Origin of the sequence: Paenibacillus amylolyticus, from assembly GCF_047302515.1 — a bacterium.
GTDB classification, from domain to species: domain Bacteria; phylum Bacillota; class Bacilli; order Paenibacillales; family Paenibacillaceae; genus Paenibacillus; species Paenibacillus amylolyticus_G.
Genome location: NZ_CP168019.1, coordinates 255678 through 274184 on the forward strand (window position 1 = coordinate 255678; position 18507 = coordinate 274184).

Annotated in this window: 16 protein-coding genes; all 16 read left to right on the forward strand. The window is 48.1% G+C overall.

Going from position 1 to position 18507, the window contains the following annotated elements:
- The first annotated feature begins 163 nt into the window (after positions 1–163).
- The 16 genes from ACDJ59_RS01180 to ACDJ59_RS01255 all read left to right on the forward strand — a co-directional run bounded on the left by ACDJ59_RS01180 (position 164) and on the right by ACDJ59_RS01255 (position 18494).
- On the forward strand, positions 164–1507 hold the full coding sequence (locus tag ACDJ59_RS01180) for an LLM class flavin-dependent oxidoreductase (RefSeq protein ID WP_413407350.1): 1344 nt from the start codon (positions 164–166) through the stop codon (positions 1505–1507).
- Between the two features lie 169 nt (positions 1508–1676).
- Complete coding sequence (locus ACDJ59_RS01185) at positions 1677–3320, forward strand: ABC transporter substrate-binding protein (RefSeq protein ID WP_413407351.1); 1644 nt, start codon at positions 1677–1679, stop codon at positions 3318–3320.
- A gap of 261 nt (positions 3321–3581) precedes the next feature.
- The gene (locus tag ACDJ59_RS01190) at positions 3582–4514 is read left to right on the forward strand and encodes an ABC transporter permease (RefSeq protein ID WP_036605816.1); all 933 of its coding nucleotides are present in this window, start codon (positions 3582–3584) and stop codon (positions 4512–4514) included.
- Between the two features lie 60 nt (positions 4515–4574).
- Positions 4575–5492, forward strand: a complete 918-nt coding sequence (locus ACDJ59_RS01195; RefSeq protein ID WP_413407352.1) for an ABC transporter permease — start codon at positions 4575–4577, stop codon at positions 5490–5492.
- 122 nt (positions 5493–5614) lie between these two features.
- Positions 5615–6163: an NADPH-dependent FMN reductase gene (gene ssuE / locus ACDJ59_RS01200; RefSeq protein WP_413407353.1), complete on the forward strand. Its 549-nt coding sequence runs from the start codon at positions 5615–5617 to the stop codon at positions 6161–6163.
- 69 nt (positions 6164–6232) lie between these two features.
- Positions 6233–7105 carry a LysR family transcriptional regulator gene (locus ACDJ59_RS01205; RefSeq protein WP_076253264.1) on the forward strand — a complete coding sequence of 291 codons (873 nt, stop codon included), beginning with the start codon at positions 6233–6235 and terminating at the stop codon, positions 7103–7105.
- 240 nt (positions 7106–7345) lie between these two features.
- Entirely contained in the window at positions 7346–8404 is a 1059-nt protein-coding gene (locus tag ACDJ59_RS01210; protein WP_413407354.1) for an LLM class flavin-dependent oxidoreductase, read from the forward strand.
- A 50-nt stretch (positions 8405–8454) separates the two neighbouring features.
- Positions 8455–9681, forward strand: a complete 1227-nt coding sequence (locus tag ACDJ59_RS01215) for an amidohydrolase (protein WP_413407355.1) — start codon at positions 8455–8457, stop codon at positions 9679–9681.
- Positions 9682–10009: 328 nt separating this feature from the next.
- Entirely contained in the window at positions 10010–10870 is an 861-nt protein-coding gene (locus ACDJ59_RS01220; protein ID WP_413407356.1) for a diaminopimelate epimerase, read from the forward strand.
- A gap of 43 nt (positions 10871–10913) precedes the next feature.
- Positions 10914–11708, forward strand: a complete 795-nt coding sequence (locus tag ACDJ59_RS01225; RefSeq protein ID WP_413407357.1) for an SAM-dependent methyltransferase — start codon at positions 10914–10916, stop codon at positions 11706–11708.
- A 66-nt stretch (positions 11709–11774) separates the two neighbouring features.
- Positions 11775–13076: an opine metallophore biosynthesis dehydrogenase gene (locus ACDJ59_RS01230; RefSeq protein ID WP_413407358.1), complete on the forward strand. Its 1302-nt coding sequence runs from the start codon at positions 11775–11777 to the stop codon at positions 13074–13076.
- Positions 13077–13293: 217 nt separating this feature from the next.
- A complete protein-coding gene (cntA, locus tag ACDJ59_RS01235; RefSeq protein WP_413407359.1) occupies positions 13294–14931 on the forward strand; it encodes a staphylopine-dependent metal ABC transporter substrate-binding lipoprotein in 1638 nt (545 codons plus the stop codon).
- A gap of 191 nt (positions 14932–15122) precedes the next feature.
- The gene (opp1B, locus tag ACDJ59_RS01240) at positions 15123–16055 is read left to right on the forward strand and encodes a nickel/cobalt ABC transporter permease (protein WP_413407360.1); all 933 of its coding nucleotides are present in this window, start codon (positions 15123–15125) and stop codon (positions 16053–16055) included.
- On the forward strand, positions 16055–16951 hold the full coding sequence (cntC, locus tag ACDJ59_RS01245; RefSeq protein ID WP_413407362.1) for a staphylopine uptake ABC transporter permease subunit CntC: 897 nt from the start codon (positions 16055–16057) through the stop codon (positions 16949–16951). Before opp1B ends, cntC begins: the two co-directional genes overlap by 1 nt.
- Positions 16932–17741, forward strand: coding sequence for a staphylopine uptake ABC transporter ATP-binding protein CntD (cntD, locus tag ACDJ59_RS01250; RefSeq protein WP_413407363.1), 810 nt, complete (start codon positions 16932–16934; stop codon positions 17739–17741). Before cntC ends, cntD begins: the two co-directional genes overlap by 20 nt.
- The gene (locus tag ACDJ59_RS01255; RefSeq protein WP_076253272.1) at positions 17742–18494 is read left to right on the forward strand and encodes an ABC transporter ATP-binding protein; all 753 of its coding nucleotides are present in this window, start codon (positions 17742–17744) and stop codon (positions 18492–18494) included.
- Positions 18495–18507 lie beyond the last annotated feature (13 nt).

Below are 18507 nucleotides of genomic sequence, written 5' to 3' on the forward strand. Positions count from 1 at the left end.
CACGCTGTTGACCCTTTTACGGGGCAGTGATAAGATTTGTGAAATTAAAACAAACCAAACTCATAGGAATAGTTAACTTTTAAGTTATTTTGCATACGTAATCAGTTCAGTTGGCCCTTGATCATTCTTTTGAAGATTCTAATCCAAGGAAGGCGGAGTGCATATGACAGCGAAACGCAGTTTGAAATTTGGAGCCATTATTCATGGGGTTGGAGGAAGCAACACCACATGGAGACACCCGGAGGTTCTGTCGGATGCCAGCGTTAACTTTGGATTCTACAAACGTCAGGCACTGAAAGCGGAGGAAGGCAAGTTCGATCTGGTCTTTATCGCAGACGGTCTGTATATTACCGAGAAATCCATTCCGCATTTCCTGAATCGCTTCGAACCAATCAGTATCCTCTCCGCTTTGGCTGCCGTTACTTCACGCATTGGACTGGTGGGTACCCTCTCGACATCCTATAGTGATCCGTTCACCGTAGCCAGACAGTTCGGTTCCCTCGATCAGATCAGTGATGGCCGTGCAGGCTGGAACGTCGTGACTTCTCCGCTGGAAGGTACAGCGAAGAACTATAGCAAGAGCAGTCACCCTTCGCATCCGGAACGTTATCGCATTGCCGCGGAATATTTACAGGTAACCAAAGGGTTGTGGGACTCTTGGGAAGATGATGCCTTTGTGAGAGACAAAGAGAGAGGTGTCTTCTTCGATCCATCCAAGCTGCACACGCTTAATCATGAAGGAGAGTTTTTCTCCGTACAGGGTCCGCTTAACATTGCGCGCTCACGACAAGGACAGCCGGTGATTTTCCAGGCAGGTTCATCGGAAGATGGCAAAACGCTGGCGGCGCAAGAAGCGGATGCTGTCTTTACCGGACACGATACGATTGAAGATGCACAGGCATTCTATAAAGATGTCAAAACACGGGCGGCTTCCTATGGACGTTCTGCACAGGATATTGTTATTCTGCCAGGCATCAATCCTATTGTTGGACGGACGGAAGAGGAAGCTGAACAGAAATATCAGGAGATTGCAAGCCTGGTTACCATTGATAAAGCGCTGGATTACCTGGGACGTTTCTTCGAACACCATGATTTCTCCCAATATCCGCTGGATGAACCGTTCCCGGAGCTGAATGGCATTGGAAGCAACAGTTTCCGCAGTGGAACCGACAAGATCAAGAAGGATGCCAAAGAGCAAGGATTGACCTTGCGTGAAGTGGCTCTGCGGGCAGCAACACCGCGCAGCAAATTCCTGGGCACACCGGAGCAGGTTGCTGACAAGATTCAGGAATGGTTTGAGACGGAAGCAGCGGATGGTTTCATTATTGCTTCGGAGCTGCCAAGTGGATTGTCTGATTTTGTGGAACTGGTTGTTCCGATTCTGCAAGAACGCGGTCTGTATCGTACGGACTATGAACACGATACATTGCGAGGTAACCTTGGGGTACAGATTCCGGTTAACCGTTATACGGCTGCGAAGAAGCAAGTTGTATCTGATTTGGCATAACGGATAGGAGCGAACGAGCATCTGATTTTGTCTGCTGTTTTCTCCAACCGGTAATAAAGTAATTACTACGATTCACACTATCTTAAAACCGACTTAACTCATAGGATATATATAGTATTGGTATAAACATCAATTTAATGACACCTGTATACACAGAGGGGGAAGCGATATGAACAGGTCTATCTCATGGATGAAATATATGGCATTGGCAGCAGTATTGGTGATGGTATTATCCGGTTGCGGAGCGGCGGGAGGCAGCACGAACAGTACGGCACAAGCATCAGGCGGGGGGCAGGCCGGGCAAGCTGAAGGAGGCAACCTGACTTTTGCACTCGCGACTTCACCAGATACACTAGACCCTCATCGCAGTGGGCTTGCCGTAACAGTACGCGCCATCCGAACGATCTACGACAATCTGGTCGTGCAGCTGCCTGATGGTTCCATCAAACCTTGGCTTGCCACGGAATGGAGCGTATCCAAAGACGGCAAGAGTTATACGTTCAAGCTGCGTGAAGGTGTGAAGTTCCATGATGGTACACCGTTTAATGCGGAAGCTGTGAAATACAATCTGGACCGGGTGATCGACCCGGCCACCAAAGCTGCCAATTCTCTGGCCCTGATTAGACCGTATAGCTCCTCCGAAGTCATTGATGAATATACCATCAAGGTAAATCTGGAATCACCATCGCAAGCCTTTCTCGGTAACTTGAGCCAGGCACTTCTGGGGATCGTATCCCCTACAGCTGCCCAAAAATATGGTGACCAGCTAGGTAAAAATCCGGTGGGCACAGGTCCGTATACCTTTGTGAAATGGGATGAAAATGCGGATATCGTCGTTGCCAAAAACAAGGATTACAACTGGGGACCTGAGACGGTTGAAAATAAAGCCGCGCCCCATGTGGATACGATCACATTCAAGATTGTACCGGAAGAAGCGACGCGCATCGGAAGTGTACAGAGTAGTCAGGTACTCGCTGCCGAAACGGTTCCACCGCAGAATATCGCTGCATTGAAAAACGATCCGAACCAGCAATTGTTGCAGGCCAACACGGTTGGGTTGCCATATACACTCTTTTTCAATCTGCGCAAAGCGCCTTGGGATGATGTGAAAGTAAGGCAGGCGGTACAATCCGCCGTAGATGTAGAATCGATTGTCAAAACATTGTATCTGGGCAACTACGAACGTGCGTGGTCCGCACTGTCTCCTGGAATCCTTGGTTATGATGCATCGCTGGAAGGAAGCATCAACCCGGACATCAACAAAGCCAATCAGCTGCTCGATGAACAAGGCTGGGTGAAAGGCGCTGACGGTATACGTGCCAAAGACGGCCAGAAACTGACCCTGCGTTATGTCGATGGTTCGCCCAATCGGGAGAAACGCAATGACATTGCCGCCATTATCCAACAACAGTTGAAACAGGTTGGCATTGCCGTTGAAGTCGAGATTACAAAAGATATCGCAACAGTCATCTATCAGAACTGGGATTATGATCTCTATGGCAACAGTCAGGTCAATTCTGATCCTAATGCCTTGTACGCTTTCTATCATACGAGTGCAGAGGGCGAGCGCCCGACATTGTCCGGTTTGTCTGATCCAAAGATCGATGAACTGTTAGAGCAGGGAGCGGTCGAGACGGATCCTGATAAACGTGTTCAGATCTACAATCAGATCCAGCAATACCTGATTGAGCAAGCGGTAATTCTGCCGATCTATGTATTCCCTTATACCGTCGCCGCATCCAAAAAGGTCGAAGGCATCAAGTTCGATTCATTGGGTTATCCACTCTTTAACGACGTCCGCATTCAGCCTTAACAGAGGTTGTTCAAAAAGTCCACTTTTGATTACGAGTCATGCCTAATGGCATGATCAGCATCGAATATGAAATTCAGCCGAAATAAGCGGGGGGCTTACGAAGGATGTTTCCTTCGGAAACATTTCAGTTGCTCACGTAGTTTCCTACGCTCCGCTACTCCATTTCTAGCTTCTTTCCATCTTCTCGGTACTGAAAACTGGTCTTTTTGAACACGCACTATAGGAACGGCCAATCCAGATTCAGGAAGGAGATATCCCGGTATGGTTCAAACGATACTGTCACGACTCGCAACATCGCTTCTGGTTATTTTCGGAGCTTCGGTGCTGGTGTACTGCATCATGTATCTTCTGCCGGGTGATCCGGTTCTGCTCATGCTGGACCCGTCCTCGGCTACCCCGGAGATGATCGAGAATCTGCGGGTTCAGCTTGGACTGGATCAGCCGTTTTACATCCAGTTTGCGAACTATTTTGGTGATATGCTGCGTGGGGATTTCGGTAAATCAATGATCAATTCGGATCCGGTTTTGCCAAAAATATTGGAACATTTCCCAGCCACACTGGCTTTGACCGCACTCAGCTCAATCATTGCCATCACGATTGGAATTACACTCGGTGTACTGTCTGCGATTCATCGCAATGGCGTGATTGATTTCGTTGCCAGGCTCGTTGGACTGTTCGGCATCTCCATGCCAACCTTCTGGACGGGGATACTGCTCATCCTGTTATTTTCAGTACAGCTTGGCTGGTTCCCGGCGATGGGTTCCGACGGATTCAGCTCACTGGTTCTTCCGGCAGCTACGCTGGGTCTCGTGGGTGCAGGATTTATTGTACGGATGGTGCGGAACAGCATGCTGGAAGTGATCAATGAACCGTTTATTGTGGCGTTACGGGCCAAAGGACTTTCGGAACGTGCCATCATGTATGGTCATGCACTGCGTAATGCGCTTATTCCTGCTGTAACGGTAATCGGCATGTTGATCGGTGATCTGCTGGCGGGAACCGTTGTGGTGGAGACCGTCTTCTCCAGACAGGGAATCGGCCGAATTATTGCGGATGCGCTAATGGCCAAGGATCTGCCAGTGGTGCAAGGGGTTGTTTTCTTTACATCCATTATCTATGTGGTCTTGAACCTGCTGGTGGATATCTCGTATTCGTACATTGATCCCCGGGTTCGGCGTGCAGTCCGCACATAATATTGGATGGAACAGTCAGAAGTGTCCTGACGCGGAGTATGAAAGGAGGAGTTGTTGCTCATGAGCATGAAACCTTTGGCTGGTGACAAAAAAGCATGGGCCGGCAGTGTAGGACGTATCCATCTGTGGAATCGCCGCCCTTGGCGCTATCGCGTCTCATTCGCGGTATCCCGATTATTCTTTTATGCAGCATTGCTGGTGGTGGTGTTTACCGTGGCATGTGCGATTGTACCGGGCTGGATTGCGCCCTATGATCCAACTCAGATGATGACGGATGTTATCCTGCAGGCTCCTTCTGCTGCGCATCTGTTCGGGACGGACTACTTTGGCAGGGATATCTTCAGTGTGGTTGTGCATGGAAGCAGGGATTCGCTGCTCATTGGATTTGCTTCGGTGCTTGTGGGCGGTATTGTCGGTAGTGCTCTTGGTATTATCTCCGGTTATGCCGGAGGCGTTGTTGATACCATCACGATGCGGGCTGTTGATATTCTGATGGCTGTACCCGGCGTGCTCCTGGCATTGTCTGTTGCAGCTGCTCTCGGGCCAGGGCTGATGAATATTGCACTGGCTGTTGCGGTTTCCTCCATTCCGGGATACGCACGGGTGATGCGTGGGCAGGTCATATCAGTTAAAGGTCTGCCTTTCATTACAGCGACACGTTCACTGGGCGGTTCCAATGCACGTATTTTCTGGAAACATGTACTGCCACATTCGTTGTCACCCTTGCTGGTCATGGCTACGCTGGGCGTAGGGACATCGATCCTTACGGGCTCCGGACTCAGTTTTCTGGGACTTGGGGTGTTGAAGGAAATTCCGGATTGGGGCGCATTGCTCTCACAAGGTAGAGGTTATCTGACGGTTGCCTGGTGGATCTGTACGTTCCCGGGTCTGGCGATCACGTTGTTTGTACTGGCGGTTAATCTGATTGGAGACGATATTCGCGATCGGCTGGACCCCAAAGTAAAAGGAGCGGCTTGACCGCTATTCCAAAATATAAGAATTTATAAGTTTCACCCTATCCATTTTTATATTTCACTGCGAAACGGTAGCGTTGCACCAGAGGACTTCGACAGCCGTTTACGCTTGAGGAGGAGATATTCATGTCACATGTTGTCATTATTGCCGGATCACCTTCCAAACGTTCGCGTTTGACAGGTCTGACGGATTACAGCAGCCAAAAATTAACGGAGGCAGGCATCACCGTTGAAGTCATTCATGTTGTGGATCTACCCGCTGAGGATCTGGTGCAAGCCCGGTTTGACAGCTCATTCATTCGTGATGCACTTGCTGTCGTGGAAGCGGCGGATGCAGTTATTGTGGCTACGCCAGTATACAAGGCATCGTACTCGGGAGTACTCAAGCTGTTCCTGGATCTGATTCCGCAAGAAGGATTACGGGGTAAGTTGACACTTCCGCTCGTTATCGGTGGCTCCATTGCTCATCTGCTCGCCATTGATTATGCATTGAAACCTGTTCTGGCAGCCCTTGGTGGAAGACATATCTTGGGTGGCGTGTATGCTGTGGATCAGGGAATCGAACGACTGGATGATGGGAAATTTGTGCTCTCGGCGGATATTACTACACGTCTGGATCGCTCACTGGATGAATTGTTATTGACACTGGAAAAGGATGGGATTACGATATCGTAAAACCAAGTAAATATATTGGATAAATCAATATAAGATCAAACGTCTGCGGACGTGGATACGGAGGCGCTCATGAATATCGAGAATATTGAAGCATTTGTATATATCAATCATTATGGAAGCTTCAATAAGGCTGCCGAAGTACTCTTCTTGTCCCAACCTTCGGTCACAGCTCGCATTCAGTCACTGGAAAGGGAGCTGGGCTGCAAGTTGTTTGATCGGCTTGGCAAACAAATCGTGCTGACAGAAGAAGGTCGGAAATTCCTGCCGTATGCGCAGCAAGTGCTGCAAGTGATTCAGAAGGGCAAGCAGAAGATTCAGCAACGGCGATCAACACCGGATGCTCTTCGACTCGGTAGTACAGTATCGGTATCCAACTATGTCATTCCCGATTTTTTACCCAAGATCAAGGAAGCTTACCCCGAAATTAATATCAAATTGACGACAGCAACGACGGATCAGCTGATTGCCAAACTGCTTGGTCAGGAGATCGATCTTGCTTTTGTGCGCAAGGTCATGCATCCTGCGATCCGTACGGTTGCTTTTTATGAAGATCCGATTCAGCTCTATGTGTACAAAGGGCATCCATTCATTGAGAGCGGGCATGTCAGCATGGAAGCCATCCGGAATGAGCAACTGGTCTTTTTTGAATGTGGTTCACTGGACTGGCTGCGCATTCACCGGGCTTTCGACTCGCTGGAACATCCGCCGAATATTACATATCATGTCGATAATTCGGAGACGGCGAAGAAACTGGTTATGCAAGGGGCAGGCATTGCCTTTCTCCCGGGACTTACGGTGAAGAAGGAAGTGCAGAATCAGGAGTTGTTCCCCATTCAGGTACATGAGGTAGCAGGTGTATCGTTGCAGATCAGCGTCGTTACTTTAAAGGAAGAATATTCGCCATTGGCAGAGCCCTTCGGGGAACTGCTGCGAAAGTTATAAAGCGTCTAACGTTGAATCTGACTTTTACACCAAAACGGAGAGTGCAGAACCAATCTGAAGAAGCGAAGCGTGCGCATTTATCAACAGATTTTTCCCTTGAACCAAGGGAGTAAAGAAAATCTGGGGATAAGAGTGATCGGAAGATGGTACTGCAATCGGAGTGATAAAGTGTAACATCTCCAGTTCAACTTAATAGTGATTCAAGAACAGCGGTTCAGCACAATCAAGGAGGAGAAGGATATGAGTATTCGTGTTGGCATTTTGGATCAGACTCCCATCTATGAAGGGGAAACGGCGGTGGATGCTTTTCGCCATACGATTGAGCTGGCACAGCGTGCAGAGCAACTTGGATTCCATCGATTCTGGGTGTCGGAGCACCATGATTCAGGGCATGTTGCAGGTTCCTCCCCGGAAGTACTCATCTCCCACTTGCTTGCGCATACAAAGCGGATTCGGCTGGGGTCTGGCGGAGTAATGCTCCAGCATTATAGTCCATACAAAGTCGCCGAGAATTTCAATATCCTCGCCGCGCTCGGACCAGGAAGAGTTGACCTGGGAATCGGTCGTGCACCAGGCGGGTTACCACGTTCGACACAGGCGTTGCAGGAAGGTATTCAGGAAGCCTCATCTCTGAAGGAGAAAATTGTTCAAGTGAAACGATACATCCACAATGAGCCGCTTGAAGATCCATCACATCCACTTGCAGGTCTCAGCGCCTCGCCCTTGTCCGACATTCCAGCGGAGCTGTACGTGCTCGGAGCCAGTGTTGATAGTGCAGGCATGGCTGCTGAACTGGGACTCCCATATGTCTTTTCACTGTTCATTAACAGTAATATAGAGGTAGCACTTCAAGCGATCCGTGTATATCGTGAACAATTTGATCGTTCCCAGGGACGGGAGCCCTACGCTGCACTAGCCATATCGTTAATTGTGGCCGAGAGTGAGGAAGAAGCGGAAGGACTTGCGAGCGAGCATATGCTGGTGAAGATTCATCTGGAGAGTGGGAAGGTGCTGACGGTTGGTTCTGTGGAACAGGCGGAAGAATTCGGCCGTCAATCAAACGAAACCTATCGGATCGAAATTTTGGAGCCAAGTGTGACCCGGGGGACGAAGGAAAGCGTAGGTCAGGCACTGCTGAAGTTCCAGCAGGAGTTTGCTGTGGAAGAGTTCATTGTGACTACAGCTACACGGGACTTTACCAAGCGAATTCGTTCATTCGAATTGTTGCGTGAGATTCTGGCAGAGCAGGGACTAAGTGAATTTGCACTGGAATCCAAGGAAGAAGCAGCAATCGGATAGAAGTAGGCAGTTAATATAACAGTGAATATATACGAATGGGAGGCCATGTGATGAAAAGTGATCTGGAACAGCCCAAGCAGCATTCTGACCAACAAGTACAGGGCCCCGAGCATGAACTTCACGGTGAACGGGCGGAAGAATTCGTGGAAAGATTAATCACCATTCGGCGACATCTGCATCGTAACCCGGAATTGTCCGGCGAGGAAAAGGAGACGACGGCAGCCATTCGCAGTTGGCTGGAAGAGGAAGGTGTCCATATTGCAGACGAATATGCGCTCCGGACAGGGCTTGTCGCTGAAGTAGGCCAAGGGAACGGACCTGTGGTCGCCCTAAGAGCGGATATTGATGCGCTGCCCATTCAGGAAGAGACAAAGCTGGAATTTGCCTCCCAGGTAGATGGAAAGATGCACGCATGCGGACATGACGCACACACGGCAATTCTGATCGGTGCTGCACGATTACTGAAACAGCGCGAGTCCATTCTACCGGGAAAAGTACGGTTGATATTCCAGCCATCGGAGGAAAAAGCAACGGGTGCTCGGCAAGTGATCCAGAGTGGCGCATTATCCGATGTTCGGGCCGTATTTGGTTTGCATAACAAGCCTGATCTTCAGGTAGGTACGGTGGGCATTCGGGAAGGCGCATTGATGGCAGCAGCAGACGGTTTTGTTGTCAAAGTGGAAGGTGTAGGCACCCATGCAGCCGTGCCGGAAGCAGGCATTGATCCAATCGTGGTTGCTGCACATATTGTTACGGCACTACAGGCCATTGTGAGCCGCAATGTGGGGGCACAGGAGAGCGCTGTAATCAGTGTCACCAAGCTCCACAGCGGCACAGCCTGGAACGTTATTCCGGATGAGGCGATCCTCGATGGCACAGTGCGTACCTTTGATGAGAAAGTGCGTGCACGGATTCGCGAGCGTTTCAATCAGGTAGTCGCCGGTGTGGCGGCAGCCTATGGCACACGGGCTACGGTTCGCTGGATTCAGGGACCTCCTGCCGTGGTCAACGATGAGTCTCTGGCATCTGCGGCGGAGCAAGTAGCAAGTCAGATTGGGCTGAATAGCATCAGACCGTTGCCTTCTCCGGCAGGAGAGGACTTCTCTTTTTATCAAAAAGAAGTTCCCGGCCTGTTCCTCTTCCTGGGCACCTCTGGCCCGCATGAGTGGCATCACCCTGGCTTTGATGTAGATGAACGGGCTTTGCCGCTGGGAGCACATCTTCTGGCTGCACTGGCTGAGAAAGCACTGCACAATGTGCAAGCACATCAAGAGTGATGAGTATAGTGAATCACTGGATCATATCCAGATCGAAACGGTTCCGTTCGACGGCAACCGTTTTTCTTATTTTTTTGATAAGAGCGGTCTTGGGACGACGATTCGTTGAATCTTATCAGATGGTTTAATTATGGCTAGGGCTGGCGCAGAAGCGTCAGCTCTGTTTGGGTTTTCTTACAGGAGGTGCAGCTAAAGGTATTATGAAATTTTATTTTTTTAAATGGAAATATTTGTTGACGCTCCCCAAAAGGATGTGCTATATTTTTCTCGACCTTTAATCGTAATAATTACTATTAGATAAAAAAAAAGAACAGGAGTAGTCGCTGCGATGAAACAGGAGATCGATTTTATCAAGTTCAGTCCCACCCAAAACATGACGATTCTGGTTAAAACGGATCATGCAGCAGAGAAATACAATCATATTGCAACTCGTCTAATGTCGTATGATAACGTTTACGCTGAACAAGTGGGATTCATTGAACCAACGAGGAGACCGGAAGCTGTGGCCCGTCTGGAAATGGCCGGAGGAGAGTTCTGTGGCAATGCCTGTATGGCACTTGCAGCACACCACGCATCTGAAGCAGGAATGGCACAACAGGAGTCTATGGAAATCATGCTGGAGGTTTCCGGAACCGATCAATTGATCATGTGCCATGTGAAGAAACAGCAGAACGAATATGACTGCCAGGTAACCATGCCGATACCAAAGCAGATCGAACAACGAACAATCCGATACGAAGGCATCGAGCTCGATATGGTGATCATCCGGTACGCTGAGTTCATCCATATCGTTATTGAAGTCGATGACTTCGACGATACGATGAAGAAGAGGGCACAGACCCTTGCAAGGTTACTGGGACTAACCCAGGGAGATAAGCTGATCGGTATCTTGTTATATCAATCACACTTGGAAGAAATGGCCCCACTCATCTATGTTCCGGAGCTGGATAGTCTGATCTGGGAGAGAGGGTGTGGTTCGGGTACGGCCTCCGTCGGAGCGTATCTCGCATGGAGCCAGCAGAGGGAGATTACGCAGTACATCAAGCAGCCTGGTGGTGCGATCAAAGTGGCGGCCCAGTGGAATGGCGCAGAACTTGGGAGTATTACGATTGAGGGATCTGTTGGCATCGTGGCTCAGGGCAAAGCCTTCATAGAAGCTCCAGCAGAATGGAGCGTTGTAAACGCATGAGGTACATGACACATGATCGAGACAACGTGTAGGGGGAAAAGAAATGATCATATTGGTTCATTTTCAGACATGTTTGAGTGAATTTGCAGAGAAATTTGATAAGCTCGCGAGCAAGTATGATCATACGATTCAGCATAGTGCAGAGCTGGAGGCTGTGATCAATGACTATTCCCGCTTTGTGACTGATCAGGACAATAAGGCAGCCTGGGAACAGTTGGAGCGTTCGGAGCTGGAAGAACTGGATTCGCTTGTGTGGGCGTTAAGAAATAAATCCGCCCAGTGTGTGGCCATCATGGAGAAATATCGTGCATTAAAGTTAGAGAACGGGGATGTGAAGATTGCCGATTATTTCAAAAACATAGAAGAGTGTATCGATAAAGAATTCGGCAGCTTCCATGTCACCTCCGATTCCAAAGTATTGTTGGTAGGCTCCGGTTCCTTCCCCATGACACCATTACTCATCGCCAAGCGAACAGGTGCACAGGTCGTAGGGATCGATATTGATGAAGAATCCATTAGACTCGGGCAGAAGGTGGTGGAGACGCTGGGCGCGGGTTTGAAGATTCGTTTGGAGCCAACATTGCTTGAAAATCTGGAGTATACCAAGGAAGCAACCCATATCATTTTCAGCTCTACCGTGGCCCCTAAATATGAGCTGCTTGATCAACTGCATGCCCTGACGAATGCGCAGGTGGTTGTAGCCATGAGATACGGTGATCAGTTGAAGTCCTTGTTCAATTATCCCATGAGAGCGACGGACAGCAGCAAGTGGAAGCTGGTGGACCAGATCCTGCGCCCGGATGATGTGTTTGATATTGCGTTGTACCAAAAAGCATAGGTATGCAAGTGCGCCCAAGTGCGTCCAAATGGATTACAGGTTGAACTTTGAATATAGGAGGCATATATGAGCAATCTTCAGCGAATCCTGATACTCGGAACCGGACCTGCATCCATTCAGCTTGCGGTAACGCTCAAAGATCATCTCAACTGCTGTATAGGCATTGCGGGGAGACAATCGGTTCGTTCAGCGTCCGTATTCTCAGCCCTCGAGGAGAGCAATCAACGTATTCAGGCCAGCATTCAAAATGAGAAACATCAATCGCTCGCAGGTGAGTGTTACGTTGATCATGTGTTCAAGGGATATGACACCGTTGATGGTGAGTGGGACACACTCATTTTGGCGGTTACCACGGATGCTTATATCGATGTACTGGAACAAATGAATGATGAATTCATCAAACAACAGAAATGTATCATTTTGATTTCTCCAACGTTCGGGTCCAATCGACTGGTAACCCATTATATGAGAGAGCGGAATGCAGCGCCGGAAGTGATCAGTTTCTCTACCTACCTTGGAGATACCCGTTGGATGCACGAACATCCGTCCAATCATGTGATCACAACAGGGGTCAAGAAAAAGGTCTATATCGGTTCCACTCGTTACCCGTCTGAACAGGTCAGTAAGCTATGCCAAGTGTATGAGCGTTTGGATGTTGCGCTGGAAGTGATGCGATCCCCACTGGAGGCGGAAACGAGAAATATTTCGTTGTACGTGCATCCACCCTTGTTCATGAATGACTTCTCATTAGAGGCCATCTTTGGAGCATCGGATACTCAGAGATATGTATATAAGATGTATCCCGAAGGTCCGATTACAGAAGTTTTGATACGGGAAATGCGGGCACAGTGGCAGGAGATTATGAATATTACGGAACGGCTCCATATCCAGGGAGTCAACCTGCTTCAATTCATGACGGATGACAACTATCCGGTTCGATTAGAGAGTATATCACGCCAGGATATCGAGAATTTCAATCAGCTGCAGGTCATTCATCAGGAGTATTTATTATACATACGGTACACCTCATTATTGATTGACCCATTCTCGGAACCCAATTCGGAAGGGAAGTATTTCGACTTTTCAGCAGTGCCATTCCGTCAAACGTTCATGAACCGCGAAGGGGAACTGGACATCCCCCGTATGCCCAAGGAAGATTACTACCGCATCAAAATCATTCAGGGCATAGCCAGACATCTCGATGTGAGCTGTCCAACCATTGATCAATTTATCGCCAAATATGAGGCAAAGATTCAGGAAGTGGCTGACGCAAACCCGGATCAACGCTTGTCCGACGCCTTTGTCATCCAATCCTTTGACGAGGATATCCGCATGATCTGCATTGGACTTGTAAGTAGTAGGGTCTAGTTACATTTAAATAATGCAAATTAAATTTTGTTTTACACAGTAACGGAGGGGGCAGAAAGAACCTGAAGAAGCGAAGCGTTCCCCTTTATCCCCGGATTTTCTCTTTAGAAAAGAGAATCAAAAAAAATCTGGGATAACAGCGATAGGAAGGTTGTTCTGACCATGTAGTGGCCTTGTGTAAAGTTTGAATTTAATTTGCTTATCAGGAGGAAATGTTGTGAAAAAGGGTCTTACTTTTACATCTATACTATTGCTGGTGTCAGCCATTGCGCTGTTCGCCGGATGCGCTCAGAGCACAACAGAGAAAGAGAGCGCCCAAACGGAGCCTGCCAATAGCCAGGTACAAACGGAACTTATCTATGCTTCTGCCAAAGATATTAATGATATGAACCCTCATCTGTACACAGGCTCCATGCCTGCGCAAGGAATGGTCTACGAGTCTCTGGTGGAAAACACGCCTGACGGAATCAAGCCATTGCTGGCTGAATCATGGGATATCTCGGAGGATGGCAAGACCTACACCTTTCATCTGCGACAAGATGTGAAATTCCGTGATGGGGAGCCATTCGACGCAGAGGCGGTCAAACAAAATATCGATGCCATTCAGGCGAATGCCGAAAAACATGCCTGGATCAAGCTTTCTACCAAAATCACAAGTGTGAAGGTTATCGATGAGCATACGGTGGAGCTGACACTGTCGGAAGCTTATTATCCAGCTCTGGTGGAACTGTCTATGACAAGACCTTATGTCTTCATTTCACCCAAGGATTTCAAGGATGGTGGAACCAAAGACGGGGTGAGTGGTTTCCACGGCACAGGACCTTACAAGCTTACTGATCATAAAGTTGAAGAGAATGCCACGTTTGAAGCCAATGAAGACTATTGGGGCGGTGCACCTGCAATCAAGAAGATCACATCCAAGGTTCTTCCCGCAGGTGAAACGACATTCCTGGCATTACAAAAGGGAGAAATCAATTTTGTGTTCACGGATGATCGGGGGGCAGACAGTATTGATGTCGAGGCCATAGACCAATTGGCTGAATCCGGTGGTTATCAGGTGGTTCGAAGTGAAGCGATGAATACGAATATGATCGTAGCCAATAGCAGTCGCGAAAATAGTCCGGTTCAGGAAACGGCAGTGCGGGAAGCACTATGGGTTGGCATTGATCGGGAAACGATCAGTAAAGATATTTTCAACGGAACGCAGACTGTAGCGGACACGCTATTTTCAGCCAATGTCAATTACGCCAAGGTGGATCTTAAGAAACGGGAGTATGATCCGGAAATGGCTAAAAAGCTTCTGGACCAAGCTGGCTGGACATTGGCAGACGGTGAAGGGGTGAGAACGAAGAACGGTCAGCCTTTAGCCATGAAATTATACTATGACAGCAACTCGTCTTCACAGAAAATACAGGCTGAATTGATCCAGTATTCCATGAAAGAATTGGGGATTCAGCTTGAAATCTTGGGCGAAGAGTCCACTTCCATTGCGAATCGGAGAGCCACCGGGGAATATGATCTGCTCTTTAATCAAACCTGGGGACTGGCCTATGATCCACAGAGTACCATTGCTGCATTTACATCAGATTCGGCATACAAGCATACAACAAGCGGAATTGCCGAAGCAGATGAATTGTACAAGAAAATCGATGCGGTCATGATCTCCACGGATGAGGCTTCCCGCCAATCTCTGTATGCCGACATTATGAAGATCGTCCATGATGAAGCAGTCTTCATTCCGATTACTAACGGACGTGTCACCGTAGTCGCTCCCGAGAATCTCGATGGAATCTCATTCAAGCAGACCCAATATGAACTACCTTTTGAAAAAATGAATTTTAAATATATAAATTGAACTAAACATTTACACAAAACGGAGAGGACAGAAAGAACCTGAAGAAGCGGAGCGTTCGCCTTTATCCCCGGATTTTCCCTATATAAAAGGAATCAAAAAAATCTGGGGATAACAGCGATCGGAAGGTTGTTCTGTCATCGGAGTGTAGTGTAAATATTGTTTAGTTCAATTTAAATAGAGCGGAGATGGATATGGGAAGTTATATCGTCAAAAGGATTCTGTTAGCCATCCCTTTACTGATTATCATTTCATTTATAACGTTTGTTCTGATTAATCTATCTCCCTTGGACCCGGCGGTTGTTGTGTTACAGGCACAGGAAGTTCCGCAGATTACGGATGAATTGATCGCCCAAACGAATAAAGCGCTGGGGTTCGATCAGCCGTTCATGATCCAGTATGCGAACTGGATTATGGCTGTTGTGCAGTTGGACTTTGGCAACTCTTATGTATCTGGTGAACCCGTGTGGTCATTGATGGGGCCGGCTTTTATGAACACATTGAAGTTAACGCTTGTCTCATCGGTATTCATCATTGCGTTGTCCATCCTGCTGGGTGTGATCTGTGCCATGAGAGAAGGCAAGTTGCTGGATCGATCGGTCAGAGGTATTTCCTTTTTCCTTACCGCCATGCCATCCTACTGGCTTGCAGCCATGATGATCTGGTATTTTTCCGTCAAGCTGGACCTGTTACCTACCAGTGGCATGGACTCGTATCGAAGCTACATTCTACCGGTGATTGTAATCACGGTGAGTTATACGGGCATTTACTTCCGAACGGTTCGAAGTTCCATGCTGAGCAATATGAATGAGGACTATGTATTATATGCACGGGCAAGCGGTCTAAGTGAGAAGAAAGTTACCCTGCATATTCTAAGAAATTCATTACAGGTGGCCGTGTCCATCTTTTGCATGGCGATCCCAATTGTGTTGGGCAGTACGGTAGTCATCGAAAATGTATTTGCCTGGCCGGGACTCGGTAGGCTCAGTGTAAAATCCATTTTAAGCAGAGATTTTCCGATTATTCAGGCGTATGTTCTGATGTTGGCTGTCACCTTTGTCTTATTTAACACGTTATCCGACATCATTAATGCGGCGATGAATCCCCGGTTGAGAAAGGAATTCTGATGCGAATATTGAAGAATCTGAGCAAAGACAAGCTTGCGTTGACCTCTTTGGTAGTGATTATGGTCGCGATTATGGCGGGCGTACTGGCTCCGCTTATTGCGCCGCATGATCCTGGACAAGTGAATATGAAGCTTCGTTATGCCTCCTCATCCTGGGATTATCTATTAGGCAATGATCATCTGGGCAGATGTGTATTATCCCGGCTTATCTATGGTATCCGTCCAAGTGTGTTATGGGTTCTTGTTGCACTGAGCCTTTCTGTTCTGATTGGAGCTATTGTTGGATTCGTCGCGGGTTATTTCAAGGGGAAAGTGGATGCATGGATCATGAGAGTCTGTGACATTATGCTGTCTTTCCCCGGATACGTGATGACACTGGCGGTGGTCGGTATTTTGGGTGCAGGACTGGAGAATATTTTGATTGCCTTTGTGTGCATGAAATGGGCCTGGTTTGCCCGCGTTATTCGAACATCTGTGATGCAATTCTCCGATATGGATTATGTAAAATTCGCCAAAGCCTCCGGCACACCTAATCTGAGAATTATAACCAAACATATTGTTCCGGTTACTTTTGCCGATATTGCCGTCATTGCCAGCGGTTCCATGTGTTCGATGATGTTGCAGATCTCCGGCCTTTCCTTTCTGGGGCTTGGAATCCAGGCTCCGCATGCGGAGTGGGGCATGATGCTCAATGAGGCGAGGGAAGTCATGTTCTCCAGACCTGAATTGATGTTGGCACCGGGCCTGGCCATTGTGGTGGTCGTGTCTGCTTTTAATTTTCTATCGGATGCCCTTCAAGTGGCTCTGGACCCCAAATTGATGACCTCTCAAGGTAAGTCTGACAAGTCTTACGAAAGTGAGGTGAGAAAGGCCGCTTATGAATATAGTCGAGGTTGAACATTTGAAAGTATGGGACACCAATACAGACAAAGTGATCATTCATAACAGTTCATTCGAAGTTAAACAGGGAAGCTGTATGGCCATCGTAGGGGAAAGTGGTAGCGGCAAGTCCGTCACGTGCAGGGCCATCATGCGACTGAACAAGCCATGGATTCGCCAAACGGGCACGATGTTATTTCAGGGAGAAGACCTGAACCAGCTTTCGGAACCGGAGATGCGGCGTAAGCGGGGCAAACATCTGTGTATGATTTTGCAGAATGGCATGAGTGCATTTGATCCTTCCTGTGTCATTGGTGTTCATATTCGAGAGACGCTTCAGCAGCATTTTGGCTGGAATACCCGTGAGATTGAACGGAAAATCATCAATGCCATGGAAAGCGTCATGCTCAGACATCCGTGCGAGATTCTGAATCAATATCCACATCAGCTGTCCGGTGGAATGCTTCAACGAATCATGATTGCACTGGCGTTGGTGCTTGAGCCCGATCTGATTATTGCGGATGAGCCGACAACAGCACTTGATACGATCTCTCAATATGAAGTGGTGGAGCAATTGATTCAATTACGCGAACGCATGGGCTGTTCCATGATGTTCATCTCCCATGATCTCGGCGTCGTTCAGAAGGTTGCAGATGACGTGATGGTCATGAAAGACGGAAACATCGTAGAGCGTGGCAACATGCATTCTGTTTTGACGGAGCCGAAGCATGCCTATACGCAGTATCTGGTCTCTACCCGACTGGAGCTGAGCAATCATTTTAAGGCGTTGATGCAGGGGGACTTATAGATGCTAAAGGTGGAAAGTATCGAAAAATCATATAACCAAGGCGGACTGTTCTCCAAGCACAGACAACAGGTATTGAAACAGGTTACCTTTGAATGCCAACAGGGCGAGTGTTTGGGCATCATTGGTGAAAGCGGAAGCGGTAAATCGACGTTGGGCCGTCTGATTCTGGGCATTGAACGCCCAGATCTTGGAACGATCTTGCTGGATGGTCAGGACGTACAGAATCGGCGTGTACGGATGGGAAACCTCAGCGCTGTTTTTCAAAACTATACATCCTCCATCAATCCATTTCTTACCGTGGAAACTGCCATTATGGAACCGATGCAAGCGCAGCAAAAGCTGCGAAAGCATCAGGGAAACTCAGAGAAGGTAGATCTGTTGCTGAACCAAGTTGGACTGGGCCCTTCCTATAGATCCAAATATCCGCATGAACTATCCGGCGGGGAGGCTCAGAGAGTGTGCATTGCCAGGGCCATCTCGACAGCCCCAAAACTTATTGTGTTCGATGAAGCGATCAGTTCACTGGACGTGTCTGTTCAGATCCAGGTGTTGCAATTACTGAAAGAGTTGAAAGAAATCTATAAGCTGAGCTATGTCTTTATCACACATGATATACAGGCGGCAGCCTATATCTGTGACAGGGTAATCATTTTCAGAGAGGGACAGGTTGTAGAGATCGTTCCGACCAAGCAACTCAAGGACGTACAGTCCGACTATGCGAAGCGATTATTGAAGCATTTAATTACATTTTAGGGGGAACACCCAT